This is a genomic window from Kitasatospora sp. NPDC051914 (assembly GCF_040680995.1).
In the GTDB taxonomy this organism is placed as follows: Bacteria; Actinomycetota; Actinomycetes; order Streptomycetales; family Streptomycetaceae; genus Kitasatospora.
In genome coordinates, this window is sequence record NZ_JBFAXX010000034.1 from 1 (window position 1) to 24169 (window position 24169).

The window sequence follows — 24169 nt, forward strand, 5'->3', positions numbered from 1 at the left end:
GGGCGCCGGGTTGGGCCGTGCCCCGCGCCGCCGGGGCGGGTGGGGGGTGTGGGGCGCTTGGGGTTCTACCCCCCCCCCACGCCCGGTCGTATTCTCGGCTCAGCCTATGACGGCATGGACGCCGAGGGGCCTCCGGGAGGTTGCGGCACGCCCCCGATCAGCGGGACTGCCCGGACGGCTGCCCACCGGACGGCTGTGCGCCGACGCCGTTGAGCACGGCGTCGACCATCTGCTCGGCGAGCTTCGGGTCGTCCAGCGGGGCCTCGTCCCACAGGACGGTGCGCAGCAGGATCGGGCCGGTGATGATCTCGCAGACGAGTTCGACGTCGAGGTCGGCGCGGAGCACGCCCTCCTCGATGCCGCGGCGCACGATGGCGCGGGCGAGCTCGCGGCGGGGCCCGACCACCTGTTCCTGGTACGCCTGACGGAGTTCGGGCCAGGTGTTCATCTGGCTGAGGGCGGACTTCAGCATCCAGCGGGAGCGCTTGGCGAGGCCGCGGCGGCGCATGTAGTCGATCATGCCGACGAGCTCGTCGCGGACGGTGCCGCCGGTGCGCTCGGGGAGCGGGGACTCCAGCCTGGCGACCACGTCGACCAGCAGGGCCTCCTTGTTGGGCCAGCGCCGGTAGATGGTGGCCTTGCCGACGCCGGCGGCGGCCGCGATGCCCTCGATCGACAGCTCGGAGAGGCTCCTGCCGTCCTCGATCAGGTTCTCGACGGCGGCGAAGATGGCCTGCTCGGCCGCCTCGCTGCGCGGACGGCCCCGCCGCGGGGCGCAGAGCTCCGCGGCGGGGTCGTCCTCGTCGGCGCCGCATGCCGAGACGGTCGGTTCGGTGTGCATGGCGCCATTCTCTCCTGATCGGGCCGTTCTCCGGTGATCTCCCCGGGGGGTCAGACCTTGGCGGGCCGCGGTTCGCTGTCGGCCCGGGCCGGGACGGCGGCCGGCCCGGCGGGGGCCTTGCCGGGCAGCAGCACCAGGGCGAGCACCACGCCGAAGGCGGTGATGCCCGCGGAGAGGCCGGCCACCACGTGCATGGCGTGCATGAAGGCGTCCTGGGCGGGGGCGACCAGGTCGCGGGCGCCGGTGCGCTCGGCGACGGCCAGGGTGGCCTCCAGGGACTCGCCGGCCTTGTCCCGCACGGCGGCGGGGAGTTGTGCGAGGTGGTCGCCCATGCCGTCGCGGTAGACGGTGGAGAGCACCGCGCCGAGGACGGCGACACCGAGCGAGCCGCCGACCTGGCGGAAGGTGTTGTTGATGGCGGAGCCCGCGCCGGCCTTCTCGCGGGGCAGCGAGCCCATGATGGCGACGGTGACCGGCGGCATGACGTGGGCCATGCCGGCGCCCATGACGAAGCCGATGACGACGAGCACCCAGATCGGGGTGGTGGCGTCGAGCAGCAGGTAGCCGAGGAAGCCGACGGCGACGAGGGCCATGCCGCCGGCGCAGGTGGCGCGGACGCCGAAGCGGTCGACGACGAGCCGGGCGCGCGGGGCGAAGGCCATCTGGGCGGCGGCCAGCGGCAGCATCAGCAGGCCGGACTGGAGGGCGCTGTAACCGCGGACGCTCTGGGTGTAGAAGACGCCGAAGAAGGAGACGCCCATCAGGCCGAAGAAGACCACGCCGATGACGACGACGGAGGCGGAGAACACCCGGTTGCGGAACCAGGTGACGTCCAGCGCGGGGTGGGAGGTGCGCCGCTCGAAGACGACGAAGGCGGCGAGGGCGAGCAGGCCGACCAGGATCGGCACCCAGGCGCCGGCGGCGGTGAAGTCGGCGAGTTCGCCGCCCTTGATGATGCCGTAGATCAGGGCGACCAGGCCGATCACGGAGAGCAGCACGCCGACCGGGTCGAGCCTGCCGGGCTTCGGGTCGCGGGAGTTCGGCACCAGGATCGACATGGCGACGAGGGCGACGAGCACGATCGGGACGTTGACCAGGAAGACCGAGCCCCACCAGAAGTGCTCGATGAGCAGGCCGCCGGTGATCGGGCCGATGGCGATGGCCAGGCCGACGGCGCCGGCCCAGATGCCGATCGCCTTGGGCTGCTCCTTGCGCTCGAAGACGTTCATGATGATGGCGAGGGTGGCGGGCATCACGAAGGCGCCGCCGAGGCCCATGACCGCGCGGAAGGCGATGAGCTGGCCGGGGCTGTCCGCGAGGGCGGAGAGCAGCGAGCCGAGGCCGAAGACGGCCATGCCGGCGAGCAGGGACCACTTGCGCCCGAGCCGGTCGCCGAGCAGGCCGGCGGTGAAGAGCAGGCCGGCGAAGACCAGCGTGTAGGAGTTGATCGCCCACTCGAGGTCGCTCTGGCTGGCACCGAGGCCGGTGGGGGCGGGCTGGGCGATGGTCTTCATCGCCACGTTGAGGATCGAGTTGTCGAGGACGACGACGAGCAGGGCGAGGATCAGGGTGCCCAGGATCGCCCAGCGGCGACGGTGGATGGCGTCGGGTGAGCGCGGTGGCGCTGCGGTGGTCATGGTGTGGAGTCCCCGTCCGTACGAGAGTGCCTGTGCGGACTTACGAGCCGAAAGCGTCTCGTAACCCGTTCGGCCCAAGCCTAGCCCTTTTTTCGATACGAGACGGATCCGTATCGCAAAGTCTGGGTAAAGGGTTCGCACCAGGGGCCCGGAAAGCCGCCGCCCCGGGTCTTTGCGGCGGGCGGGCGGCGTGCAAGCATGGGAGCAGATCCGGGGACGCCGTACGGCGCCACGAGACGACAACCCTTCAGGAGTCTGTTCGATGAACGCTTCTCCGCTTCAGCCTGCCCCGTCGCAGGAGGGCACCGTGCTCTACGGCGGCATCACCAACCGGCGCGTGACCGTGCGCGACCTGGCCAAGGCCAAGCAGCACGGCGAGCGCTGGGCGATGCTGACCGCCTACGACGCGCTGACCGCCGGTGTCTTCGACGAGGCGGGCATCCCGGTGCTGCTGGTCGGCGACTCGGCCGGCAACTGCCACCTCGGCTACGAGACCACCGTGCCGGTGACCATGGACCAGATGGTGATGCTCTCCGCAGCCGTCGTCCGCGGCACCAAGCGGGCCCTTGTGGTCGGCGACATGCCCTTCGGCTCCTACCAGGAGTCGCCCGCCCAGGCCATGCACAACGCCGCCCGCCTGATGAAGGAGGCCGGCGTCGGCGCCGTCAAGCTGGAGGGCGGCGAGCGCAGCGCCCGCTCCATCGAGCTGCTGGTCGAGGCCGGCATCCCGGTGATGGCGCACATCGGCCTCACCCCGCAGTCGGTGCACGCCTTCGGCGGGTACCCGGTGCAGGGGCGCGGGGACGAGGCCGCGCACCAACTGCTGCGCGACGCCAAGGCCGTGCAGCAGGCCGGCGCCTTCTCGGTGGTGCTGGAGGCGGTACCCGCCGAGCTGGCCGCCCAGGTCACCGAGCAGCTGGCGATCCCGACCGTCGGCATCGGCGCGGGCGTCGGCACCGACGCCCAGGTGCTCGTCTGGACGGACATGGCCGGCATGACCGCCGGCCGGGTGCCGAAGTTCGTCAAGCAGTACGCCGACCTGCGGGCCGTCCTCGGCGAGGCCGCCCGCGAGTTCGCGGCCGACGTCAGCACGGGTGCCTTCCCCGCGCCCGAGCACAGCTTCAGCTGAGACCCAGCTCTCCGGTCGATGCAGCGTCACGGCGCGCCCGCCCCGGCGGGCGCGCCGTCGGCGTACCGGGGCGCCGGCAGCGGCGTGACAGCGGCCGCCGCCCGCTGACAGCCGGACGACAGCGCGCCGACAGCGGGCCCCGGCAGATTGGCGGCATGACACCGATCGCCACCGCCCCGAACGACCGGGGGCCCCGCAACAACGCCGTGGAAGTCCGCGGCATCGTCAAGACCTTCGGCGCCACCCGGGCGCTCGACGGCGTCGACCTCACCGTCCGCGAGGGCACCGTCCTCGGCCTGCTCGGCCCCAACGGCGCCGGCAAGACCACCCTCGTCCGGATCCTCTCCACCCTCGTCAAGCCCGACGCGGGCACCGCCTTCGTCGGCGGCTACGACGTGCTGCGCCAGCCCAAGCAGCTGCGCCGCACCATCGGTCTCACCGGCCAGTACGCCTCGGTGGACGAGCTGCTCTCCGGCTACGAGAACCTCTACCTGATCGGCCGGCTGCTCGACCTCTCCGCCAAGGAGTCCAAGGCCCGCGCCGGCGAGCTGCTCGAACGCTTCTCGCTCACCGACGCCGCCAAGCGGCCCGCCAAGACCTACTCCGGCGGCATGCGCCGCCGCCTCGACCTCGCCGCCTCCATGATCGGCCGGCCGAAGGTGCTCTACCTGGACGAGCCCACCACCGGTCTCGACCCGCGCACCCGCAACGAGGTCTGGGACGAGGTCCAGCGGATGGTCGCCGAGGGCTCCACCGTGCTGCTCACCACCCAGTACATGGAGGAGGCCGAGCAGCTCGCCCACGAGCTCACCGTGATCGACCGCGGCCGGGTGACCGCCGCCGGCGGCATCGAGGAGCTCAAGACCCAGGTCGGCGGCCAGACCCTGCAGGTCCGCCCGCTGCGCCCGGCCGAACTGCCCGAGATGGCCCGCTGCCTGCACGAGGCCGGCGTGGCCGCGACCTTCTCCGCCGACACCGGTCTGCTCTCCGTGCAGCTCACCGGCGAGGACCAGCTCACCGCCGTGGTCGGCGTGCTGGGCACCCGCGGCTTCGGCATCGCGGGCATCGACACCAAACTCCCCAGCCTGGACGAGGTCTTCCTCGCCATCACCGGCAAGCCGTCCGCCCCGGCCGCCCCGATCCTCGACAAGGAGCCCGTGGCATGACCGCCGCCACCCTGACCCCCGCCCCGGCCCAGCTGGACGACCCGCGGATCGGCCTCGCCGGACACCTGCGCCACGTCGGCGCGCTGACCCGCCGCAACCTGATGCGGATCAAGGCCGACCCGGAGTCCATGCTCGACGCGGTGCTGCTCCCGATCATCTTCACCGTGCTGTTCGTCTACGTCTTCGGCGGCGCGGTCTCCGGCAGCCAGCAGGACTACATCCAGTACATGATCCCGGGCCTGCTCGGCACCACCGGCCTCAACCTGGCGATGGCCGTCGGCACCGGTCTCAACAGCGACTTCCAGACCGGCGTGATGGACCGCTTCCGCACCCTGCCGATCGGCCGGGCCGCCGTGCTGCTCTCCAAGATCGCCGCCGAGACCTGCCGCTGCCTGGTCTCCTTCACCATCCTCATCGGCTTCTCGATGATCCTCGGGCTGGAGATCAAGACCGGCTTCCTGCAGCTGCTCGGCGCGGTCGGCCTGTCCCTGCTGTTCGGCATGTCGATCGTCTGGATCTCCATGCTGGTCGGCATGTCGCTGCGCAGCGCCCAGGCCGTCCAGGGCGTCAGCATGCTGGTCGTCATGCCGCTGCAGTTCGGCAGCTCGATCTTCGCGCCGACCGACACCATGCCGGGCTGGCTGCAGGCCTTCACCGAGTACAACCCGCTCTCCGCGCTGGCCGACGCCTGCCGCAGCCTGATCAACGGCGGGCCGCTGGCCCACTCGGTGACCGTCGTGCTCGTCTGGTCGGTGGCGATCACCGCGGTCACCGCGCCGCTGGCCGTCGCCCGCTTCCGCAAGCGGACCTGACGGGACGCCGGCCGACCGGCCGTCAGAACCTCCCGGGATCGTCCAGCAGGGCGGCCGCCTCCGACACCGTGAGGCGGCCGCCCTCGGCGCATGCCGCGGCGTACTCCTCGGGGCCGAGCAGCCGGGTGATCTCCGGGACGAGGCGGTCGCGCTCCTGCCGCTCGATGTGGGAGCCGGGCGCCCCGTGCAGGGCGTCGTGGGCGCTGAGCAGCACGGCCGCCCGGCGGGCCGCCCGCACGTCCTCGCGCTGCTCGGCGAGGGCGAGCAGCGCACCCGACGCCGGGAGCAGCAGCATCACGCCCATGTGCTCGGCGAAGGCGCTGGCGCCACCGGGCACGGTGGCCATCGTGCGGCGCCCCTCGGCGAGCAGCTCCAGGCCGCGGGGGGCGTCGCCGGCCCGGGCGGTCACCCAGCCGCGGATGCAGGCCACGATGCCGCGGAAGACGCCGGGCACCAGCGGCCCGAACGCCTCCTGGGTGGCGACCAGCCGGTCGAGCTCGGCGATGGCCTGCGGGTACTCGCCGCGCTGGGTGTGGATGTTGCAGAGCACCAGCCGGCCGTAGAGCAGCGCGCCGTCGGACGCGTGGTTGCCGTGCCGGACGGCGGCCAGGGCCTCCCTGATCAGCCGTTCACCCTCGGCCTCGTCGAACTCGAACAGCGCCTCGCCGAGCCGGGTCTGGAGCAGCGGCACCTCCTGCAGGGCGCCGAGTTCCTCGGCGATCTCGATGGCCTGCCGGTAGGCGGCGACCGCCCGGCGGCCGTCGCCCTGCTTGGCCGCGTTCTCGGCCTGGGCGGAGAGCGCCTCGGACATGCCCCATCGGTCGCCGAGCCGGGTGAAGATCTCCAGGGCCTCGGCGCTGTCCCGGACGGCCTGGTCGAGGCCGCCGACCCAGTCGTTGAGCAGCCGGGCGCGCAGCTGCAGGGCGAAGGCGAGGTCCATCGGGCGGCCGTGCCGGCGGGCACCGTCGACGGCGTCGTCCATGGTCTCCCGCATCCGGTCCATCTCGCCGGAGAGGAAGACCGCGAACACCCGCAGCAGCGCGGGGAAGCGGTAGGACTGCGGCAGGTCCCGGGTGTAGGTGTCCAGCACCCGGTGCGAGAGGTCGAGCGCGGCGGGGTCGCCGAGCATCTCCATGTCGCCGGTGAACGTCTCCACCAGCCGGTGGAGTTGGATCTGCCGGCGGGCCTCCTCCAGCATCTCGGGCGGCATCGGCAACGGCGCGTCCAGCGGAGCGGTCGTCAGCGGCACCGGGCGGGGGGCGTCGGGGCCGTAGGCGTCGGGCCCGAGCGCGCAGATCGCGTCATACCACTCGCAGGCCTCCCGCCGGTAGTCGCGCAGCGACCAGAACCAGCTCATGCCCAGGGCGAGGACCAGTGCCTCCTGCTCCTCGCCGCGTTCGACGGCGGCGCGCAGCGCGGCCCGGACGTTCTCCAGTTCGCGGTCGAGGAGGGCGAGCCACTCGAGCTGCCCGGCGCCGTGCAGGTGGAGGTCGGCCGTCCGGACGAGTTCGCGGTAGCAGCGGACGTGGCGCTGCTCGGCACCGTCGCCGCCGGCCTCGGCGAGCTTCTCGGCGGCGTACTCGTGGATGGTCTCCAGCATCCCGTAGCGCGGCCCGCCGTCCAGGTCGGCGACGACCAGGGACTTGTCGACCAGGGAGAGCAGCAGGTCGGCGACGTCCTCGCGGCGGACGTCGGTGCCGTCGGCGGCGACCTGCTCGGCGGCCTCCAGGGTGCAGCCGCCGGCGAAGACGGAGAGCCGGCGCAGCACGGCCCGCTCCCGCTCGCCGAGCAGGTCCCAGCTCCAGTCGACGACGGCGCGCAGCGTCTGCTGGCGGGGCAGCAGGGTGCGGGAGCCGGCGGTGAGCAGGGCGAACCGGCCGTCGAGGCGGTCGGCGAGCTGGCGGGGGGTCAGGCCGCGCAGCCGGGCGGCGGCGAGCTCGATGGCGAGCGGCAGTCCGTCCAGGCGGCGGCAGATCTCGGCGCAGGCCTCCGGGTCCTCGGCGGGGTCGAAGCCGGGGCGGGCGGCGGCGCCGCGCTCGGCGAGCAGGCGCAGCGCGGCAGGGTCGGGCAGCGGCTCGACCGGCAGCACCGACTCGCCGGGGACGCCGAGCGGCTCCCGGCTGGTGGCGAGGACGGTGAGGCCGGGGCACTCGGCGAGCAGCCGGTCGGCGAGGTCGGCGGCGGCCTGGACGAGGTGCTCGCAGTTGTCGAGGACGAGCAGCATCCGGCGCGGGGCGCAGTGCTCGACGATCCGGCGGACGGGGTCGCCGCGGCGGGAGTCCATCACCTCGGCGACGGCGCCGCCGGTGTGCAGCACCGTCTCGCGCAGGCCGAGCGCGGCGGCGACGGCGGCCGGCACGGCCAGGTCGTCCTCCAGCGGGGCGAGTTCGGCCATCCAGACGCCGTCCGGCCAGGTGCCGTCCGCCTGGGCGGCCCGGCCGGCCTCGACGGAGAGCCGGGTCTTGCCGGAGCCGCCGGGCCCGGTGAGGGTGGTGAGCCGGCCGGCCGTCAGGGCCCGGCCGAGGGCGGTCAGGTCGCCGTCGCGGCCGACGAAGCTGGTGAGCCGGGGGCGCAGGTTCCCGGCGGGGGAGGCCGTCTGGGCCGGCACGGGTGCGGGTGCGGCCGGTGCGGGTACGGGGGCCAGCAGTTCGGCGTGCAGGGCGCGCAGTTCGGGGCCGGGGTCGGCGCCGAGGCGGTCGGCGAGGGTGCGCCGGGCCCGCTCGTAGCGCTGCAGGGCCTCCGCGGTGCGGCCCTCGGCCCGCAGGGCGCGGATCAGCAGGGCGTGCAGCTGCTCGTCGAGCGGGTGCTGCTCGCAGAGCTCGGCGAGTTCGGCGGTGACGTCGGCGGTGCGGCCGAGCGCGAGGTCGGCGGCGATCCGGTGGCGGCGGGCCTCGTCGCGCTGGGCCTCCAGCCGGACGGCGGGGCCGACCCGGTCCGGCAGGTCGGCGAGGGCGGGGCCGCGCCAGAGGGCGAGCGCGCTGTGCAGGTGGCCGGCGGCCTCCAGGTGGTCGCCGGCGGCGAGCGCCCGGCGGCCGTCGGCGGCGAGCCGGCGGAAGTCGTCCGCGTCCGTCCGTCGGCCGGTCAGCCAGTACCCGGCGGGCCCGGAGCCGATCTCGTCGCGGCCGATGGTGCGGCGCAGCCGGCCGACCAGGGTCTGCAGTGCGGCGGAGGCGTCCTGCGGCGGGTCGTCGCCCCACACCTCGTCCACCAGCAGGTCGGCCGGGACGGGCCGGCCCTCGCGCAGCGCCAGCGCCGCGAGCAGGGCCCGCAGGCGTGCACCGCCGAGCGGTACCGGGGTGCCGTCGTCGCGGTGGGCCGTGGTGGTTCCGAGGATGCCGTAGTGCACGGCCCCATTCTGGTCGACGGGCCGCGTGGCGGGCGCACATATATCCGGGCCGGTGGAACCGTGGGCGGGTGCCGGGCGTTCTTCCGTGACGGCTTGTCGCCGTCGCGAGCCGCGCGGCATGATCGGTCCCTGCCCGCCCCCGGCCCACACTCGGAGCTCCGCACCATGACCTTCGCCACCACGCAGCGCCGCAGCGAGGAGAGCCGGATCAGCCCGGTGTTCTGGGTGCTGCTCGCGACCCTGGGCACCTCCGCGTGGGCGGTGGTGAGCGGCTTCGGCAATCCCCGGTTCGGGGTGTTCCTGTTCGTGGTGGCGGGCTGGATGGTCTCGCTCTGCCTGCACGAGTACGCGCACGCGCGGACGGCGATGCACAGCGGGGACATCACCATCGGCGCCAAGGGCTACCTGACGCTGAACCCGTTCAAGTACGCGCACGCCCTGCTGAGCTTCGTCCTGCCGGTGATCTTCGTGATCATGGGCGGGATCGGCCTGCCCGGCGGTGCGGTCTACATCGAGCGGCACCGCATCCGCGGCCGCCTCAAGCACAGCCTGATCTCGGCGGCCGGCCCGCTGGTGAACGTGGTGATCGGCATCGGCCTGCTGGTGCTGGTGAGCTCCGGGGTGTTCGACGACCCGGCGAAGCCGGCGGTGCTGGACGGCCAGGAGCTGATCGTCTCGGCCTTCCCCGCGGCCCTCGGCTTCCTGGCGTTCCTGCAGGTCAGTGCGGCCCTGCTGAACCTGCTGCCGGTGCCCGGCCTGGACGGCTACGGCATCGTCGAGCCCTGGCTGTCGCTCAAGACCCGCCGGGCGATCGAGCCCTTCGCGCCGTACGGCATGCTCGCGGTGTTCGTGATCTTCTGGCAGACCGCGGCCAGCCGGTGGTTCTCGGAGCTGGTGTTCGCGATCACCGACCTGTTCGGCGTCTCCAAGGCCTACCCGGTGGTCGGGCAGTTCCTCTTCCGCTTCTGGGAGTGAGCCCGGGCACGGGCACACCGGGGGGCGCCCGGGGTGCCCGGCCGCGACGACCGGCCTACGGCTGCTGCTCGGCGACGCGGGCCGCGGCGGCGCGCTCCTGGCGGTCCTTGCGGATGTAGAACCAGGCCATGTTCGAGGAGACGCCGGCCATCAGCACCCAGATCACGCCGAACCAGTTGCCCTGGACGAAGGAGACGACGGCGGCCGTCACCGCGAGCACGAGGACGATCGAGGCGAGCAGGGCGTTGCGCGGCATGGTGGAACTCTCCTGGACAGGGACGCCCCCGGCCGGAGCCGGGGACAGCTGGCACCCCATTGTCACCCCCCGAACCCCGCGCGGGGGCCGGGGGGTGTCGTCGGAGGTGGCCGGGCACCCCGCGCGGTTCCCCGCGCCCCTCATGGGCGCCCGGCTCCCGCAGGTCCCTCCCGGCCGGCTCAGACGTCGGTGATCCGCAGGCCGGCGTGCGCCTTGTAGCGGCGGTTGACCGAGATCAGGTTGGCGACCAGCGACTCGACCTGGTGGGCGTTGCGGAGCCGTCCGGCGAAGATGCCGCGCATGCCGGGGATCCGCTCGGCGAGCGCCTGCACGGTGTCGGTGGCGGCGCGGTCCTCGCCCAGCACCATGACGTCGGTGTCGATCCGCTCGATCGACGGGTCCTGCAGCAGCACCGCCGACAGGTGGTGGAAGGCCGCGGTCACCCGGGAGTCCGGCAGCAGGGCGGCGGCCTGCTGGGCGGCGCTGCCCTCCTCCGGCTTGAGCGCGTAGGCGCCCTGCTTGTCGAAGCCCAGCGGGTTGACGCAGTCCACGACGATCTTGCCGGCGAGTTCCTCGCGCAGGGCGGCGAGGGTGCCGGCGTGGCCGTCCCAGGGCACCGCGACGATCACGATGTCGCTCTCCCGGGCGCACGCCGCGTTGTCCGCGCCCCGCACGCCGAGGCCGATCTCCCCGGCGGCGGCCTCGGCGCGTTCGGCCGTCCGGGAGCCGATCACGACCTGCTGGCCGGCCTTGGCGAGCCGGTAGGCCAGGCCGCGGCCCTGGTCGCCGGTGCCGCCGAGGACACCCACCACGAGCGAGGACACGTCGAGCGGAGCGGGGGCCGCAGCAGCGGCAGGATTCACCGATTCGGGTTGCGTCATGGACAAGATCCTGCCAAAGCCCGGGGCCCTCCTCCATGCTGTGCCGCATGGACGCGGTGAGACTTTCCGCACTGAGCGCGACGCTGGTCGGCACCGGCCTGCTGGACGTCACCCGGGCCTTCGGCGGGGCGCTGCACCGCTCGGTCACCCGGCGTTCCGCCGCCGGGCTGCTGCTGGTGGGCACCGAGCGGTACGAGCCGTGGCACCTGGCCGCCCATCTGGACGAGGAGGCCGCCTGCACGGGCATCGGCGGCCTCACCCCGGTGTTGCTGCGGCACCGGGTGCCGGCCGCCGCGCCGGACCACCTGGCGCACGGCCTGCAGCGGCTCGGCGAGGCGCGGCGCGGCGCGACGGTGCTGGTGGTGGCGCCGGAGGAGGCCGGTGAGGGCCTGCTGGAGCGGGTCGAGGGCGCGCGCCGGGGCGGGGCCACCGTGCTCGCGCTGGACGCCGGCGACCACGAGCTCGGTGCGCTCGCCCACGAGCGGCTGGCGGTGCCGGTGGCCGGCGAGGGGCCGTTCGACCTGGTGCAGCACCTGGTCGGCGCGGCCGCTTCGGCGCGGCCCTCCCGGGGGCTGCGCAGCCGGCTGGCCGGGCTGGCGGAGCGGCTGGTGGCGCCGCCGGTGCTGCGCTGGTGAGCGGCGGCCCGCGGCCGGTGGTGTACGGCCGGTAATTCGGTTGCCCCGCCGCGGGGGCGGGCCGAGGATGGCCGACCGTGAGCTCCGAACCACCCCGATCGCCCCGGCGGCTGCGCACCACCCTGCGCGGGCTGCTCCCGGACACCGCCCCCTGGCGCACCTCGCGGGACTTCCGCCTGCTGTGGAGCTCAGGCTGCGTCTCCAGCCTGGGCAGCTTCCTGACCTACGTGGCGGTGCCGCTGCAGGTGAAGGAGCTCACCGGCTCGTCCTTCCAGGTGGGACTGGTCGGGGCGTTCGAGCTGGTGCCGCTGGTGGTCTTCGGCCTGTGGGGCGGTGCGCTGGCGGACGCCGTGGACCGCCGCCGGCTGGTGCTGCTCTCCGAGGGCGGGCTGGGCGTGCTGAGCGCCCTGCTGCTGGTCAACGCACTGCTGCCGGAGCCGATGCTGTGGCCGGTCTACGCGGTGGCCGCACTGGTCGCCGCCGTGGACGGCCTGCAGCGGCCGGCCCTGGACTCGCTGACCCCGCGGATCGTCCCGCACGAGCAGCTGACCGCCGCGTTCGCCTTCAACTCGCTGTACCGCAACGTCGGTTCGGTGGCCGGCCCGGCGCTGGCCGGTGTGGTGGTGGCGGTCGCCGGGGTGCAGACCGCGTTCGCGCTGGACGTGGTGAGCTTCGCCGTCTCGCTGCTGCTGCTCGTCCGCATCCGGGCGGTGCCGCCGTCGAGCGGCGCCGAACGCCCCTCGCTGCGGGCCGTCGCGACCGGCGTCCGCTACGCGTGGAGCCGCAAGGACCTGCTGGGCACCTATGCGATCGACGTCTGCGCGATGCTGTTCGCCTACCCGGTGGCGATCTTCCCGTTCCTGGCCGCCGAGCTGGACGCCGGCTGGGCGCTCGGCCTGCTCTACGGCGCCTCCGCGGCGGGAGCGCTGGCCGTCTCGGCGACCAGCGGCTGGACGTCGCGGATCCACCGGCACGGCCGGATGCTCGTCCTCGCCGCCCTCGGCTGGGGCGCCGCCATGGTGCTGGCCGGGCTGGCCGGCAACATCTGGCTGGTGCTGCTCTGCCTGGCGGCGGCCGGCGGCGCCGACCAGATCAGCGGCACCGCCCGCTCCACCATGTGGAACCAGTCGATCCCCGACGAACTGCGCGGCCGCCTCGCCGGGGTGGAGCTGCTCAGCTACTCGGTGGGCCCGCAGCTGGGCCAGGTCCGGGCGGGCGGCGCGGCCGGCCTGATCGGGGTGCGCGGCGCGATCTGGAGCGGCGGCGCGGCCTGCGTGCTCGGTGTCGCCGCACTCGCCGTCGCCCTGCCGAGCCTGCTCGCCTACGACTCCCGGACGAATCCGCACGCGGAGGCGGTGCGGGCCGCGGCCGAGGGGCGCAGCACCGGCGCAGGCGGCCGCGAGCCCGTTCCGACGGCCTGACGGGCGGTCAGTCCTCGTCGTCGCCGGCCGGCCGGTCGTCGCGCCAGCGCGGGTCGTTCTGCCACTCGCGGTTGCGCTCGGCGGCGATCTCCAGCGCGGCGGCCGCCTCGCCGCGGGTCGCGTAGGGGCCGAGCCGGTCCTTGGCCGGGCACTCCGGCCCCTCCTCGACCTTGCCGTGCTTGATGCAGTAGAACCACTCGCCCGGCTTTCCCGTGGGCTTGCGGCCGAATCCCAGTGCCATGGGGCTGCTCCTGTCGGTGACGTCGTCCTGGGGTGATCCTTTCCCGGCGCCGCTGCCGTACACACGGCGGGCCCGCCGCGCGGCCCGTCCCGGCCGGACACGCCCTAGACTCGCGGGCATGGCTCTCGTACCCGGCACCGTGTCCCCCACCCGCAAGGTCCCCGCCCACATCGCGCGCCCGGAGTACGTGGGACGGCCCGCGCCCGCGCCGTACACCGGCCCGGAGGTGCAGACCGCCGAGACGGTCGAGAAGATGCGGATCGCCGGCCGGATCGCCGCGCAGGCCATGGAGGAGGCGGCCAAGCTGATCGCCCCCGGCATCACCACCGACGAGCTCGACGCGGTCGCGCACGCCTACATGTGCGACCACGGCGCGTACCCCTCGGACCTCGGCTACCGGGGCTTCCCGAAGTCGATCTGCACCTCGGTCAACGAGGTGATCTGCCACGGCATCCCGGACTCGACGGTCCTTCAGGACGGCGACATCGTCAACATCGACGCCACCGCCTACATCCACGGCGTGCACGGCGACCTCAACGCCACCTACCTGTGCGGCAACGTGGACGAGGAGTCCAAGCTGCTGGTCGAGCGGACGCGCGAGGCGCTCAACCGGGCGATCAAGGCGGTCAAGCCGGGCCGGCAGGTCAATGTGATCGGCCGGGTCATCGAGTCCTACGCCAAGCGGTTCGGCTACGGCGTCGTCCGGGACTTCACCGGCCACGGCATCAACACCTCGTTCCACTCCGGGCTGATCATCCCGCACTACGACAGCGAGCGGGCCACCGAGGTGATCAAGCCCGGCATGACGTTCACCATCGAGCCGATGCTGACCCTGGGCACCCACGACTACGACATCTGGGAGGACGGCTGGACGGTCGTCACCAAGGACCGCAGGCGGACCGCCCAGTTCGAGCACACCCTGGTGGTCACCGCGGACGGCGCGGAGATCCTCACCCTGCCGTAGGGCCCGCGACCGGGGCCGGCCGAGGGGATCGCCGAGGGGCCGGAGGGCGGTGCAGGTGCCGGGTCGCGGATTTTCCGTTATCCGGCACCTGCGCGAGGACTCTCCTAGGGCACGGAGCACCACCCACCCTCGCACCGCCCGGGAGCAACACCCCATGAGCCTCGCCCGCAGACCCCTCGGAACCGTCCTCGCCGCCCTGACGGCCGCCGCCGCGCTCGCCGCCTGCGGACCGACGGACTCCGGCAGCAGCACGGCCGCCGCCGCACCGCCGAGCACGGCCGCCGGCACCGCCCTGCCCGTGCTCCAGCCGAGCACGGCCTCCGCCGAGCCCGGTACGGCGAGCCCCTCGACGAGCGCACCCGTCCGCACGGCCTCCCCCACCGCCTCCCCCACGCCGAGCGCCACCAAGCGCTCCACCGTCTCCCTGGCCGGCTACAACCCGAAGGCGAACTCGCAGCGCGACATCGACGCGGCCCTCGCCCTGGCGAAGAGCGACGGACGGCGGGTCCTGCTCGACTTCGGGACGAACGAGTGCGGGGTCTGCCGGGCCGTCGACGGCCTCTTCGCCAAGAGCCGGATACGGACCACCCTGGACGCCTCCTACCACGTGGTGAAGATCGACCTGGCGAACAGCCGGACCAACATGGCGATCCTCAGCCACTACGACAGCTCGCACGGCTTCAGCACACCCGTGCTGATCATCGTCGACGCCCAGGGGAAGGTCGTCACCAACACCAACCGGACCGGTCTGCCGAAGCTGACCGAGACCGGCTTCGACGGCTTCCTCCGCCAGTGGGCGAAGTGACGGCGCGTCGGCCCGCGCAGCAGGGCACGCACCACCGCGCGCGCCGGTGCGCCGCCGCGCTCGCCGCCGTACTCGCGCTCTGCCCGGCCGCCGCGTGCAGCGCCGACGACCGGCCCGCCGCCGTCCCGTCCTCGGCGCGGTTCACCGAGAACGGGGTGACGGTCGACCTCTCCCTCGGAAAGTGGGACGGCTCGGCCGGCACCCTGACCGCCGTGTTCACCCCCGAGCGGGCCGGATACCACCTCTACAGCCTCGACCTGCCGCCCGACGGGATCGACGGCGTCGGACGGCCGACCTCGCTGCGGCTGCGCGGCGGCCTGGAGCAGACCGGCCGCCCCGCCGCCGACTCCGCGCCGCACCCGTTGCAGCTCCCGGGAGACCTCCCGGCGGTGCCGGTCTACCCGGACGGCCCCGTCACCGTGACGCTGCCCGTGCACAGGACGGCGTCCGGGGCGGCGACCGTCCTGGTCGGCTACGCCGCCTGCAGCGAGACCCAGGGCTGCATGCTCCCGGTGGACGGCCACCCCGTCGAACTGACCCTCGACGGCGGCACCGTGGGGTTCCCCACCGCCGCGGAGTCCGCCGCGGCGCGATGACCGACCCGCCGTCCGGTGCCCGCGGTGCTCACTGCGCCGGGGCACCGGACGGCCGCACCCGCAGGCGTCCGCAGCGGTGCGGTCGCAGTCTGGAGGTGGAGTGTCGGCCGACGACGAGGTGTTCTCCATGGACGAGGCGCAGGGGCTCGCGCGGGTCTCGCAGCGGGCCGCGGACGCGGCGCAGCACGTGGAATCCGTGCAGCGGCAGTCCCGTACCCAGGTGCAGCAGGCCCTGGAGCGGGCGGAGGCGGGCGCGCTGGGGCGCGGCGGCCCGGCCCGGAAGGCCGAGCACGGCCACGAGGAGCACGCCGGGTCGGCCTGGCACCACATCCGCGAGAGCTGGCACCGGCGCATCGGGGCGTTGAAGGAACGCGAGGCCCGGCACGACGCCGGCGCCACCGAACGGGCGGCCGAGTACGCCGAGCGGTACGCCCTGGAGGCGGTCGACTTCGCCCTGGAGGCCGTCGACGAGGCGGAGTACGCCGCACTCCGTGCGCTGGCGGCCCGCCTGGAGGCCGACGAGGCAGCGGCCCAGAGCGGCCCGCCGGAGGAGCACCGTTAGCTCCCCGTCACCGGCCGGCGGCGGTGCCGATCGCCCGGCGGCGGACGCTCAGCCGATCAGCCACTGCTCCTGGGCGACCGCGCCGACCTCGGTGCAGGCGTCGGTGAGGACGTCCAGCACGCGCAGCGGGTCGGGAAGCGGCTGGCCGGGGCCGCGCAGCCAGCGCACCTCGGAGCCGTCCAGCAGGGCCGCCGGCGGCAGCAGGGTGTACGAGCCGCGGCAGTGCCAGCGCAGGCCGGGGTGCTCGGACATGGTGTCCGGGGTGGAGTCCAGTTCGCTCGTCCACCACTCGTCCTCGTCGGCCGGGGTGCCGCGGGTGGCGGTGAAGAAGAGGTACCGCTCGTCGCCGACCGCGGCGACCGGGCCGCCCACGCCGAGTTCGTCCAGGCGCTCCAGGGCGAGCTTCCCCGCCTCGGCGGGGACGTCCAGCACGTCGTGCACGCGGCCGGTGGCGGTGACGAAGTTCGCCTGCGGGTCGCGGGACAGCCAGCGGGCCAGCTGCTCGGGATCGGTGGTCGCCTGGGTCTGCCAGGCGAAGGACACGGGGTGCTGGGCCGGAGCCGGACAGCCGACCCGGTCGCAGGAACACCGGTGCCCGGCCGGGTGTGCCGCGGGCGCCACCGGGAACCCGGCGAGCACCGCCCCCAGCAGCAGGTCCAGCCGCACGGCCGCCTCCCCGCCGGTGACCGGACGGACCTGCCGCCGCTCACGCCGCCACCAGGCCGTCCACCTGCTGCTGGCTTCCATCGGGCCCCTTCCGCTCTGCCGTGACCTGCCGTGCCTGGTGCAGCACGGCGAACGACGCACCATCGGACGCAAACACCGGCCGACGCCCACCGCTTCCCGGGACGCTGTCCGTTGCATCTGCCGTGGCCGTGGCCGGGATCACCGGGACGGCCGACACCCGGGGCACGATACGGAGTTCGAGAGGTACGACTCGGCGGCGGGGCGCGGCGCTGCGCGCCCCGACCGGCCCGTGCGGGCCCGCGGACCCGGGGTGAACCCGGAGGCGTACAGAGCAGGATAAGGGTGCGCAGGGCCCCCGATTGACCGGGGGCGGTGCTGCGCCGGTCACATCGGCTCCACAGCGCCTCTTCGGGACCTGCACGCCCGCGCCCGGGGCACGGGCCCCGCGTACCCTGGAGTGCGTGAAGAGCGCGGAGACCGAATTCGTCGGCGGGCCCCTGGACGGCAGGGTCCTGCCGGTCATGCTGAGCAGCTTCTGGACGATCCCCAAGGTCTACCGCGTGCCCGTTCCCGCACAGGACGACCTGCCCGCCGTGACTCTCGTCTACCGCCGGGCGAAGATCCACGGCACCAAGGGCTGGCGCTGGCGCTACGAGTACGACGCCGAGGCGTAGCACCGACGCCGAGCCCGGTGCCGGTCGTCAGACCTGCTCGTCGGCGAGGATCAGGTACAGCTTGCGCTTCGCCTCGTTGAGCACGGCGAGGCCCTTGGCCCGCTGCTCCTCGGTGCCGGTGAGCATCACCTGGCGGATCGCGTGGTCGACCGCGCCGACCGCCGCACCCACCTCCTGGATCGCCTCCCAGTCGACGCCGCGGCCGGCCTCCTCCCACGGGGACTCCGTGCCCGCGTCGGCCTCGGCACGGCCGGCGTCGGTGAGCTCGAACAGCTTCTTCCCCGAGCTCTCCTGAGCCGCGATCAGACCCTCCTCCTCCAGCAGCTGGAGGGTCGGGTAGACCGAGCCCGGGCTCGGCCGCCACGCACCGCCGGTGCGCTCGCCGATCTCGGTGATCATCTCGTAGCCGTGCATCGGCCGCTCCTTGAGCAGCGCGAGCAGCGACGCGCGGACGTCGCCGCGCCGCGCCCTGCCGCCCCGGCGGCCTCCGCCACCGCGGCCCCATCCGCCGCCCCGCGGGCCGCGGCCGTGCCCGGGGAAGTGCCCCGGACCGAAGCCGTGCCCGAACGGGCCGGGCCCCGGCATCCCCGGGCCGCCCGGCGGTACACCGGGCGGGCCGAACGGCCCGAACGCGAACCGCCGCTCGAAGCCCTCCCCCGGCATCCCCTCGCCGGGCACCGGCCTGCGGCGCCACTCTCCTCGATTCCGCCTTCCTTCGCGCATGACGCGCACCACCTTTCGTCCGTGACGCTTCCCCCGAAGCATCTCGATAACTCGACGATATATCGGTGACTGTCGCCCGTCAACGGATTCCGACAACGGGCTGCGAGCGCAGCGGCCGCGGGAAGGGCCGGGCGCCGCCGGAGGAGCCCGGCGAGGGAGGAGAGCTGCACACGGTCGAACGACGGGTGTGATCCGGTTCGCCCGCAGCACTTCTGATGCAGCGTCCGACGCGCGGGGGCGACACCCGCCCGAGCCGAAGGGCCCGCCGGTGCCGAAAGTGAGGAGCGCGGGAGCGAAGCGACGGAGCATGGGGGCACCTCCCAGCCGCCGGGCTGGGGGAGAGTGTCGGCGCCGGGTCGGAGGGCCCGGAGGCGAGCGGGCGACAATCAGGTCTTGAGCATCCGCAGGGTCCAGCCCTGGCCGGTCGGGTCGAGCGGGCGGGTGAGCTGCTTGAAGAGGTGTTCGGCGCGCTCGTAGGAGAGCCGGCGGCGGCCGGTGTCGGGGCAGAGGTCGGCGGGGCCCGGAGTGCGGGCGGGGCCGGGTCGGCGCTCGTCGAGGAAGAGCGGGCCGCGGGTGCGGCCGGCCAGCAGGTCGGGCAGCAGGCGGGCGGTGCCGGAACGCCAGCCCACCCAGGTGTCGCCGGTCCGGGCCCGGCGGTCGGCCAGGTCGAGGTCCTCGACGCTCAGGGAGAGCACGGCCTGCACCGGGGCGGCGGACTCGTGCAGCAGCCGCCACAGCGTGTGCTCGCGCAGGGGCAGGCCGGGCAGCGCCCAGAGCCGTTCGAGCAGCTCGGGCGGGATCTGCCCGGTCGTGGCCGGGGGCTCGGGGCGCCGGTCGAGCCCGGCCGCGAGGTCGTCCAGTGCGGCCCAGCCCGGCGGCCGCTGGGCACCGCGGCCGGTCCTCGCCCACGGCATCGGCATGACCGCCGCAGACGAACGACATGCCCGCCAAGGCCACCGTGCAGGACTACCTCTCCACCCTCCCCGCCGCCCAGCACGAGATCACCGACGCGCTCCTGCCGCTCGTCGAGGCGGCCCTGCCCGGCGCCGGCGCCGTCTGGCACGGCCACCCGGTGTGGAGCCTCGGCGCCGCCCCCGGCAAGAACCCGGTCTGCTACCTCAAGGCCTACGCCGGACACGTCGCCTTCGGATTCTGGCGCGGCCAGGAGATCCCCGACCCGTCCGGGCGGCTCGCGCCGGGCGCCCGCACCATGGCCTCCGTCAAGCTCCGGACGGCCGCCGACATCGACCCCGCGCTCTTCGCCGACTGGCTCGCCGCGGCGCACGACCTGGAGCAGGCGGCCACCGCCTGAACGCCGCACCCGAGCACCTGCCACCGACCCCGCCCACCCGGCGGGCCCGCGCACGTCCACGGCCCGCCCGTGGCGGTGTGACGGCCCCTCACCCCGCAGCCGGCCGGTGCGACACACCGGGCGTTGCGGGACACACCGGACGGACCGCCACGCACTACGGTGGCCGCATGGCCGCGGAACGAGACCTCGTCACCCTGCTCATCGGGATGCACCCCGTGCTCAACCCCGGGCGGTACGTGTACTGCACGCTGCCGACGAAGGTGCCGCCCGGCCTGCGGCCGGTGGTGACCGTCACCGAGGACGAGGGCATCACCGTCGTGGTGCCGCAGGACGACGCCGACTCGCTCGGCCTGCGCTACGACTTCGTCGCCGCCTGGATCACCCTGCGCATCCACTCCGCACTGGAGGCGGTCGGCCTCACCGCGGCGGTCTCCTCCGAGCTCGCCGCACACGGCATCAGCTGCAACGTCGCTGCCGGATTCCACCACGACCACCTGTTCGTCCCCGCGGCCGACGGCGAGCGGGCGGTACGCGTCCTGGAGGAACTGTCGGTCCGCCAGGGCTGATCGTCGCCCGCTCGCGGGACTGCATACGAGGCGTTCGGGCGGGGCCGCGTCCGGGGCGTTCGGACGGGAGCGGCGGCCCCGCCCCGGGTACCACCTGTACGACCGGATTCGCCTCCACCGGCAACGGAGGACGCACGTGACCACCATGCCCTGGACGCCCGCGGCCGCCGCCGCACTCGCCGACTCCCTCGACCACGCCGTCCGGGAGCGCGGCGTCCCCGGCGGGGTCCTCGTGCTGGGCACCGCCGACAGCGGCCCCGGCTCGGGCCGCACCGTCGTCTCCCGCGGCACGGTCGGCCCCGAGTGCGGGCCGGCCGCCCCCGACGAGCACACCCGCTACGACATCGCCTCCCTCACCAAGATCATCGCTACTTGGGCGCTGACCGGCCGGGCCCTCGCCGCCGACCTGCTCGATCTGGACGCCCCGCTCCGCAGCCGCTTCCCGGACCTCCCGGCCCCGGGCGGTCTGCTGACCGTGCGCCAACTGCTCTCGCACAGTGCTGGCCTGCAGCCCGAGACCCGGCTGGACCGCTACCTCCACATCGACCGGCCGCTCGCCGAACTCCTCTGCGCCGAACAGCTCGTGGCCACCCCCGGCACCGAACACCGCTACATCAACCGCGGGTACGTGCTGCTCGGACTGCTGCTCGCCGCCGCCCACGACCTGCCGCTGGACGCCCTCGCCGACCGCCTGTGGGGCGAACTCGGTATGCGGGAAACCGAGTTCGGGCCGATCCGGCGGTCGCCGCAGGTGGCCCCGACCGAACAGCGGCTGCGCGGCGCACCCCGCACCTGGGGCATCCCGCACGACCCCAACGCCGCCCTGCTGAACGGCATCGCCGGCCACGCAGGGGCGTTCTCCACCGCCGCCGACCTCGCCCTCTTCGCCGAACACCTGCTGACCACCGACGATCCCTGGCCGGCCGCCTCCCTGGCGCCGCAGATCGCCGTCGACCCGGGCCGCACCCGCGGCCTCGGCTGGCTCCTCACCGAGGCGGGAGCGGCCTACCACCACGGCTACACCGGCACCAGCCTGTTCTTCTCCCCCGGCACCGGGCGCTACGCGGTGCTGCTGACCAACGCGGTCTACCACGGCTTCAGCGGCAGCCGGCTGACCCCGCTGCGCGACCGCGTCCTCGCCGTGCTCACCGCGCCCTGAACGCACGGTGTCCGCACCGGCGCAGGGCCGGTGCGGACACCGTGTCGGGGGCGGGATCAGCCGCACCAGACCGCCGTGGCGTGGGCGGGGTCGAGCGCATTGGTGACGTGGTGCAGCGAGGTCGGGTCGAAGGCCACCAGGACGTGCTCCGATAGGTCGATCAGGCAGCTGTCCTGGACGGTGATGTTGTCCACGTTCGGCCCGGCCAGGAACTGCGTCCGGTACGGGGTGACCACCTCGTCGAAGACGGTGGAGATCACGGTGTACCGGACGCCGGGCACGGTGTCCGGCAGCGAGGACAGCTTCTGGTTGAAGGCCGAGCCGACCACCTGGTCCTTGCAGGCCGGGCAGGCGGTGTAGATCAGTTCCGCGACCCGGGGCAGGTACGGGGCCAGGTTGGCGATCCCGGACAGCGTGGTGCCGTGGTTGGACGGCGCCAGCGCGACCAGCTTGTCCACCTTGCTCGCACCGCCGAGGAACTTCAGGTAGTAGTTCGGGATCATCCCGCCCTGCGAGTGCCCGACGATGTCGACCTTGGACGCGCCGGTGTACGACCTCACCAGGTCGACGAACCGGCCGAGTTGGGCCGCGGACTCGGCGGCCGGGCCGAGCCCGCCGATCGGCAGCAGCAGCCCGCTGCCGGAGGAGGTGATGCCGGGCACCATGCCGTAGTCGAGGGCGAAGACGCAGTAGCCCTTGCTCTTCAGCAGCGGGGAGAGCACCAGCCAGTTCTCGTAGCGGTTGGCGAAGGTGCCGTGCACCAGGACGACCGGGTTGGGGTGCGCGGCGCTCGGCCGGCAGTTCCAGTCGTTGGCGCCGGGCGGGGAGGCCACGGTGTCGCCGTCGGGCGGGGTCGAGGCGGCGGTCGCGGTCTCGGCGGCGACGGCGGTGGACGCACCGCCGCCCAGCAGTGCGGCGGCCAGCAGGGCGGAGCCGAGGGCGGCGACGAGCCTGCTGCGAACGGGCTTGCGGTGCAGCGGTCTTGCGGAGAAGCAGAGAAGTGGGGTTCTCAACTGTTGCCTCCACACCAGAAGTTTGTTACCAACAGGTAACCCGGAGTGCCTCCATCATCGGGTCGCCGCACCCGACCGGCGCTTGGGCGTCCCCCAGACCTGGACGGTGATTTCTGTGAGCAGTCACAATTCCCCTCCGCCCGCAGGAGACTGGCGCGTCCCGGTGATCGGCGGCGTCCCCGCGGACCAGCGGCTGCTCGCGGCCGTCCCGGAGCTCGTCCGGGACGTGCTCGCCGTCCTGCTCGACCGGCTGCCCACCTACCGGCGGCTGCCGCGCGAACTGGTCGACGGCGAACTCAGCCGCACCACCGAACGCCGCATCCGCACCCTCGCCCGCGCCGTCCGCACCGGGGAGACCGCCCCCGACGAGGAGTTCGCCACCGTGCGCGAGGCCGCCGCCCGGCGCGCCGAGGAAGGACTGCCGCTGGACGCCGTCCTGCTCGCCCACCACCTCGGCCTGGAGGTCTGCTGGCAGCGGATGACCGGGCACGCCGGGGACGGCGACACCGCCGACCTGCTCGCCCTCCACCGCCTGCTGCTCGACCACCTCCGGCAGATCACCGCCGCGGCCGGCGCCGGCTACTTCGAGGAGCGCCGCACCATGGTCGACGAACGGCACGCCGCCCGGCACGCCCTGCTCACCGCCCTGCTCGACGGCGCCCCCGCCGAGGAGGCCGCCGCCCGCGCCGGTGTACGGCTCCCGCCCGGCTACGCCGTCCTCGTCCTGGCCGTCGCCGACCACCCCGACGAGCACACCGAGGGCGTCGACCGGACGGTGGCCGGCCGCCGCAAACTCCGCCGCCTGCGCGCCGAACTCGACCACCGGACACGGCACTCCGCCCTCTCGGTGCTCTCCGCGAGCGGCGGCGTGGTGCTCGTCCCGCTGGAGAGCCGGCCGTCCGCCGTCCCCGCCGCGGAGTGGCAGCGCCTCGCGGACACCGTCGCCCGGACGGCACGGGCGGCAGGCGTGCCCGTCCTGGCCGCGGCGGCGCCCGCCGACCCGGCGGGCGTGGCCGCGGCCGCCGCACTCGCCTGCGAAGTACTGGAAGTGGCCCAGGCGTTCGGCCGCCCGCCGGGGCTGTACCGGCTGGACGACCTGCTGCTGGAGTACCAGCTCAGCAGACCCGGCCACGCCCGGCCGAGACTCGCCGCCCTCATCCAACCCCTGGAGGGAGCGGGCGAGTTGCTGGCCACCCTGCGCACCCACCTGGCGGGCGGCCTCAACCGGCGGCACACCGCCGGTGCCCTCCACCTCCACCCCAACACCGTCGACTACCGCCTGCGCCGCATCGCCGCCCTCACCGGCCTCGACCCGGCCCGCCCCGCCGACCTCCTGCGCATCACCGCCGCCGTGGCCGCCCACGACGCCGAACGCGCCTGACCGGCCTGACCCGACCGTCCTCTTCGGCGGCCCCCACCAGTCCCAGCCGGGCTTCCGCCGGGCCGGCGTGCAGCCCGGTGACCGGATCCACCCGGTCCGCGCCTTCAACGCCCGCCTGCACGTCCTGGGCTGCCTCCGGGTCGAGCGCATCACCCCGTACGACGGCGACGCCGACCCGCTCGAACGCCTCACCTACATCTCCCGCCGCGGCGAGCGCACCCTCGACCACGTCGAGGACGGCCGCCTGCTCCGCGCCGTCGGTGTCCAGGGCGTCTACCGGCTCTCCCCCGCCTCCGCCAAGATCCACACCCTCCTGCAGACCGGCTGAGCCCCCGTCGGCCCGGCTGACACGCAAAGGCCCCCGGGCCGCGCTGCGCAGGCCGGGGG

At 74.3% G+C, this 24169-nt stretch carries 26 protein-coding genes; 16 read left to right on the forward strand and 10 right to left on the reverse strand.

Annotated elements, in window-relative coordinates; translation table 11 throughout:
- Positions 1-157: 157 nt before the first annotated feature.
- On the reverse strand, positions 158-841 hold the full coding sequence (locus tag AB0M03_RS22360; RefSeq protein WP_363493504.1) for a TetR/AcrR family transcriptional regulator: 684 nt from the start codon (positions 839-841) through the stop codon (positions 158-160).
- 50 nt (positions 842-891) lie between these two features.
- Positions 892-2478 (reverse strand): MFS transporter, encoded by a 1587-nt coding sequence (locus AB0M03_RS22365; protein WP_363493506.1) that lies wholly within the window; start codon positions 2476-2478, stop codon positions 892-894.
- A gap of 262 nt (positions 2479-2740) precedes the next feature.
- Between AB0M03_RS22365 and panB the strand changes: the two genes are divergently transcribed.
- The 3 genes from panB to AB0M03_RS22380 all read left to right on the forward strand — a co-directional run bounded on the left by panB (position 2741) and on the right by AB0M03_RS22380 (position 5585).
- Positions 2741-3607: a 3-methyl-2-oxobutanoate hydroxymethyltransferase gene (gene panB / locus AB0M03_RS22370; RefSeq protein WP_363493508.1), complete on the forward strand. Its 867-nt coding sequence runs from the start codon at positions 2741-2743 to the stop codon at positions 3605-3607.
- Positions 3608-3762: 155 nt separating this feature from the next.
- Positions 3763-4773, forward strand: coding sequence for an ATP-binding cassette domain-containing protein (locus AB0M03_RS22375; RefSeq protein ID WP_363493510.1), 1011 nt, complete (start codon positions 3763-3765; stop codon positions 4771-4773).
- Positions 4770-5585: an ABC transporter permease gene (locus AB0M03_RS22380; RefSeq protein WP_363493512.1), complete on the forward strand. Its 816-nt coding sequence runs from the start codon at positions 4770-4772 to the stop codon at positions 5583-5585. The genes AB0M03_RS22375 and AB0M03_RS22380 overlap by 4 nt, the downstream gene beginning before the upstream one ends.
- 22 nt (positions 5586-5607) lie before the next feature.
- Here the strand turns inward: AB0M03_RS22380 and AB0M03_RS22385 are convergent, their stop codons facing one another.
- Positions 5608-8931 carry a BTAD domain-containing putative transcriptional regulator gene (locus tag AB0M03_RS22385; RefSeq protein ID WP_363493514.1) on the reverse strand — a complete coding sequence of 1108 codons (3324 nt, stop codon included), beginning with the start codon at positions 8929-8931 and terminating at the stop codon, positions 5608-5610.
- Positions 8932-9096: 165 nt separating this feature from the next.
- Here AB0M03_RS22385 and AB0M03_RS22390 point away from each other — a divergent pair, with 165 nt between their 5' ends.
- Positions 9097-9906 carry a site-2 protease family protein gene (locus tag AB0M03_RS22390; protein ID WP_363493516.1) on the forward strand — a complete coding sequence of 270 codons (810 nt, stop codon included), beginning with the start codon at positions 9097-9099 and terminating at the stop codon, positions 9904-9906.
- Between the two features lie 55 nt (positions 9907-9961).
- Here AB0M03_RS22390 and AB0M03_RS22395 read toward each other — a convergent pair whose 3' ends face one another.
- Together AB0M03_RS22395 and npdG are read right to left on the reverse strand one after the other, a co-directional pair.
- Complete coding sequence (locus AB0M03_RS22395) at positions 9962-10162, reverse strand: hypothetical protein (RefSeq protein WP_363493518.1); 201 nt, start codon at positions 10160-10162, stop codon at positions 9962-9964.
- Between the two features lie 179 nt (positions 10163-10341).
- Complete coding sequence (gene npdG, locus AB0M03_RS22400; protein WP_363493520.1) at positions 10342-11043, reverse strand: NADPH-dependent F420 reductase; 702 nt, start codon at positions 11041-11043, stop codon at positions 10342-10344.
- A 47-nt stretch (positions 11044-11090) separates the two neighbouring features.
- Between npdG and AB0M03_RS22405 the strand changes: the two genes are divergently transcribed.
- Positions 11091-11678 carry a hypothetical protein gene (locus AB0M03_RS22405; RefSeq protein ID WP_363493522.1) on the forward strand — a complete coding sequence of 196 codons (588 nt, stop codon included), beginning with the start codon at positions 11091-11093 and terminating at the stop codon, positions 11676-11678.
- Positions 11679-11755: 77 nt separating this feature from the next.
- Positions 11756-13099: an MFS transporter gene (locus AB0M03_RS22410; RefSeq protein WP_363493524.1), complete on the forward strand. Its 1344-nt coding sequence runs from the start codon at positions 11756-11758 to the stop codon at positions 13097-13099.
- Between the two features lie 7 nt (positions 13100-13106).
- Here AB0M03_RS22410 and AB0M03_RS22415 read toward each other — a convergent pair whose 3' ends face one another.
- The gene (locus tag AB0M03_RS22415; RefSeq protein WP_363493526.1) at positions 13107-13340 is read right to left on the reverse strand and encodes a hypothetical protein; all 234 of its coding nucleotides are present in this window, start codon (positions 13338-13340) and stop codon (positions 13107-13109) included.
- A 118-nt stretch (positions 13341-13458) separates the two neighbouring features.
- Here AB0M03_RS22415 and map point away from each other — a divergent pair, with 118 nt between their 5' ends.
- From map to AB0M03_RS22435, 4 genes are all read left to right on the forward strand, one after another.
- Positions 13459-14304 carry a type I methionyl aminopeptidase gene (gene map, locus AB0M03_RS22420; protein ID WP_363493528.1) on the forward strand — a complete coding sequence of 282 codons (846 nt, stop codon included), beginning with the start codon at positions 13459-13461 and terminating at the stop codon, positions 14302-14304.
- Positions 14305-14458: 154 nt separating this feature from the next.
- Positions 14459-15109 (forward strand): thioredoxin family protein, encoded by a 651-nt coding sequence (locus tag AB0M03_RS22425; RefSeq protein ID WP_363493530.1) that lies wholly within the window; start codon positions 14459-14461, stop codon positions 15107-15109.
- Positions 15106-15705 carry a hypothetical protein gene (locus AB0M03_RS22430; protein ID WP_363493532.1) on the forward strand — a complete coding sequence of 200 codons (600 nt, stop codon included), beginning with the start codon at positions 15106-15108 and terminating at the stop codon, positions 15703-15705. Before AB0M03_RS22425 ends, AB0M03_RS22430 begins: the two co-directional genes overlap by 4 nt.
- Before the next feature lie 100 nt (positions 15706-15805).
- A complete protein-coding gene (locus AB0M03_RS22435) occupies positions 15806-16267 on the forward strand; it encodes a hypothetical protein (protein ID WP_363493533.1) in 462 nt (153 codons plus the stop codon).
- A 48-nt stretch (positions 16268-16315) separates the two neighbouring features.
- Here AB0M03_RS22435 and AB0M03_RS22440 read toward each other — a convergent pair whose 3' ends face one another.
- Positions 16316-17014 (reverse strand): bifunctional DNA primase/polymerase, encoded by a 699-nt coding sequence (locus AB0M03_RS22440; protein ID WP_363493535.1) that lies wholly within the window; start codon positions 17012-17014, stop codon positions 16316-16318.
- A gap of 401 nt (positions 17015-17415) precedes the next feature.
- Here AB0M03_RS22440 and AB0M03_RS22445 point away from each other — a divergent pair, with 401 nt between their 5' ends.
- Positions 17416-17628 carry a hypothetical protein gene (locus tag AB0M03_RS22445; RefSeq protein WP_363493537.1) on the forward strand — a complete coding sequence of 71 codons (213 nt, stop codon included), beginning with the start codon at positions 17416-17418 and terminating at the stop codon, positions 17626-17628.
- A gap of 27 nt (positions 17629-17655) precedes the next feature.
- Here AB0M03_RS22445 and AB0M03_RS22450 read toward each other — a convergent pair whose 3' ends face one another.
- Positions 17656-18291 (reverse strand): PadR family transcriptional regulator, encoded by a 636-nt coding sequence (locus tag AB0M03_RS22450; RefSeq protein WP_363493670.1) that lies wholly within the window; start codon positions 18289-18291, stop codon positions 17656-17658.
- Between the two features lie 446 nt (positions 18292-18737).
- Complete coding sequence (locus tag AB0M03_RS22455; protein WP_363493539.1) at positions 18738-19271, reverse strand: hypothetical protein; 534 nt, start codon at positions 19269-19271, stop codon at positions 18738-18740.
- Positions 19272-19291: 20 nt separating this feature from the next.
- On the opposite strand from AB0M03_RS22455, the gene AB0M03_RS22460 reads away from it, so the two are divergent.
- The 3 genes from AB0M03_RS22460 (at position 19292) to AB0M03_RS22470 (ending at position 21388) form a co-directional block, all read left to right on the forward strand.
- Positions 19292-19663 (forward strand): DUF1801 domain-containing protein, encoded by a 372-nt coding sequence (locus tag AB0M03_RS22460; protein WP_363493540.1) that lies wholly within the window; start codon positions 19292-19294, stop codon positions 19661-19663.
- Positions 19664-19830: 167 nt separating this feature from the next.
- Positions 19831-20229 carry an ACT domain-containing protein gene (locus AB0M03_RS22465; RefSeq protein WP_363493542.1) on the forward strand — a complete coding sequence of 133 codons (399 nt, stop codon included), beginning with the start codon at positions 19831-19833 and terminating at the stop codon, positions 20227-20229.
- Positions 20230-20374: 145 nt separating this feature from the next.
- Positions 20375-21388, forward strand: coding sequence for a serine hydrolase domain-containing protein (locus tag AB0M03_RS22470; protein WP_363493672.1), 1014 nt, complete (start codon positions 20375-20377; stop codon positions 21386-21388).
- Between the two features lie 56 nt (positions 21389-21444).
- Here the strand turns inward: AB0M03_RS22470 and AB0M03_RS22475 are convergent, their stop codons facing one another.
- Complete coding sequence (locus AB0M03_RS22475; RefSeq protein ID WP_363493674.1) at positions 21445-22314, reverse strand: alpha/beta fold hydrolase; 870 nt, start codon at positions 22312-22314, stop codon at positions 21445-21447.
- Positions 22315-22516: 202 nt separating this feature from the next.
- Here AB0M03_RS22475 and AB0M03_RS22480 point away from each other — a divergent pair, with 202 nt between their 5' ends.
- Both AB0M03_RS22480 and AB0M03_RS22485 read left to right on the forward strand, forming a co-directional pair.
- Positions 22517-23782, forward strand: coding sequence for a helix-turn-helix domain-containing protein (locus tag AB0M03_RS22480; RefSeq protein WP_363493543.1), 1266 nt, complete (start codon positions 22517-22519; stop codon positions 23780-23782).
- Positions 23783-23849: 67 nt separating this feature from the next.
- Entirely contained in the window at positions 23850-24110 is a 261-nt protein-coding gene (locus tag AB0M03_RS22485) for a hypothetical protein (RefSeq protein ID WP_363493545.1), read from the forward strand.
- Positions 24111-24169: the final 59 nt, after the last annotated feature.

Excerpts from the sequence above, each read along its gene's own strand:
- AB0M03_RS22360 (WP_363493504.1), bottom strand. The coding sequence starts at position 841 with ATGCACACCGAACCGACCGTCTCGGCATGCGGCGCCGACGAGGACGAC.
- AB0M03_RS22365 (WP_363493506.1), bottom strand. The coding sequence starts at position 2,478 with ATGACCACCGCAGCGCCACCGCGCTCACCCGACGCCATCCACCGTCGC.
- panB (WP_363493508.1), top strand. The coding sequence starts at position 2,741 with ATGAACGCTTCTCCGCTTCAGCCTGCCCCGTCGCAGGAGGGCACCGTG.
- AB0M03_RS22375 (WP_363493510.1), top strand. The coding sequence starts at position 3,763 with ATGACACCGATCGCCACCGCCCCGAACGACCGGGGGCCCCGCAACAAC.
- AB0M03_RS22380 (WP_363493512.1), top strand. The coding sequence starts at position 4,770 with ATGACCGCCGCCACCCTGACCCCCGCCCCGGCCCAGCTGGACGACCCG.
- AB0M03_RS22390 (WP_363493516.1), top strand. The coding sequence starts at position 9,097 with ATGACCTTCGCCACCACGCAGCGCCGCAGCGAGGAGAGCCGGATCAGC.
- AB0M03_RS22395 (WP_363493518.1), bottom strand. The coding sequence starts at position 10,162 with ATGCCGCGCAACGCCCTGCTCGCCTCGATCGTCCTCGTGCTCGCGGTG.
- npdG (WP_363493520.1), bottom strand. The coding sequence starts at position 11,043 with ATGACGCAACCCGAATCGGTGAATCCTGCCGCTGCTGCGGCCCCCGCT.
- AB0M03_RS22405 (WP_363493522.1), top strand. The coding sequence starts at position 11,091 with ATGGACGCGGTGAGACTTTCCGCACTGAGCGCGACGCTGGTCGGCACC.
- AB0M03_RS22415 (WP_363493526.1), bottom strand. The coding sequence starts at position 13,340 with ATGGCACTGGGATTCGGCCGCAAGCCCACGGGAAAGCCGGGCGAGTGG.
- map (WP_363493528.1), top strand. The coding sequence starts at position 13,459 with ATGGCTCTCGTACCCGGCACCGTGTCCCCCACCCGCAAGGTCCCCGCC.
- AB0M03_RS22425 (WP_363493530.1), top strand. The coding sequence starts at position 14,459 with ATGAGCCTCGCCCGCAGACCCCTCGGAACCGTCCTCGCCGCCCTGACG.
- AB0M03_RS22440 (WP_363493535.1), bottom strand. The coding sequence starts at position 17,014 with ATGGAAGCCAGCAGCAGGTGGACGGCCTGGTGGCGGCGTGAGCGGCGG.
- AB0M03_RS22450 (WP_363493670.1), bottom strand. The coding sequence starts at position 18,291 with ATGCCGGGGGAGGGCTTCGAGCGGCGGTTCGCGTTCGGGCCGTTCGGC.
- AB0M03_RS22455 (WP_363493539.1), bottom strand. The coding sequence starts at position 19,271 with ATGCCGATGCCGTGGGCGAGGACCGGCCGCGGTGCCCAGCGGCCGCCG.
- AB0M03_RS22460 (WP_363493540.1), top strand. The coding sequence starts at position 19,292 with ATGCCCGCCAAGGCCACCGTGCAGGACTACCTCTCCACCCTCCCCGCC.
- AB0M03_RS22465 (WP_363493542.1), top strand. The coding sequence starts at position 19,831 with ATGGCCGCGGAACGAGACCTCGTCACCCTGCTCATCGGGATGCACCCC.
- AB0M03_RS22470 (WP_363493672.1), top strand. The coding sequence starts at position 20,375 with ATGCCCTGGACGCCCGCGGCCGCCGCCGCACTCGCCGACTCCCTCGAC.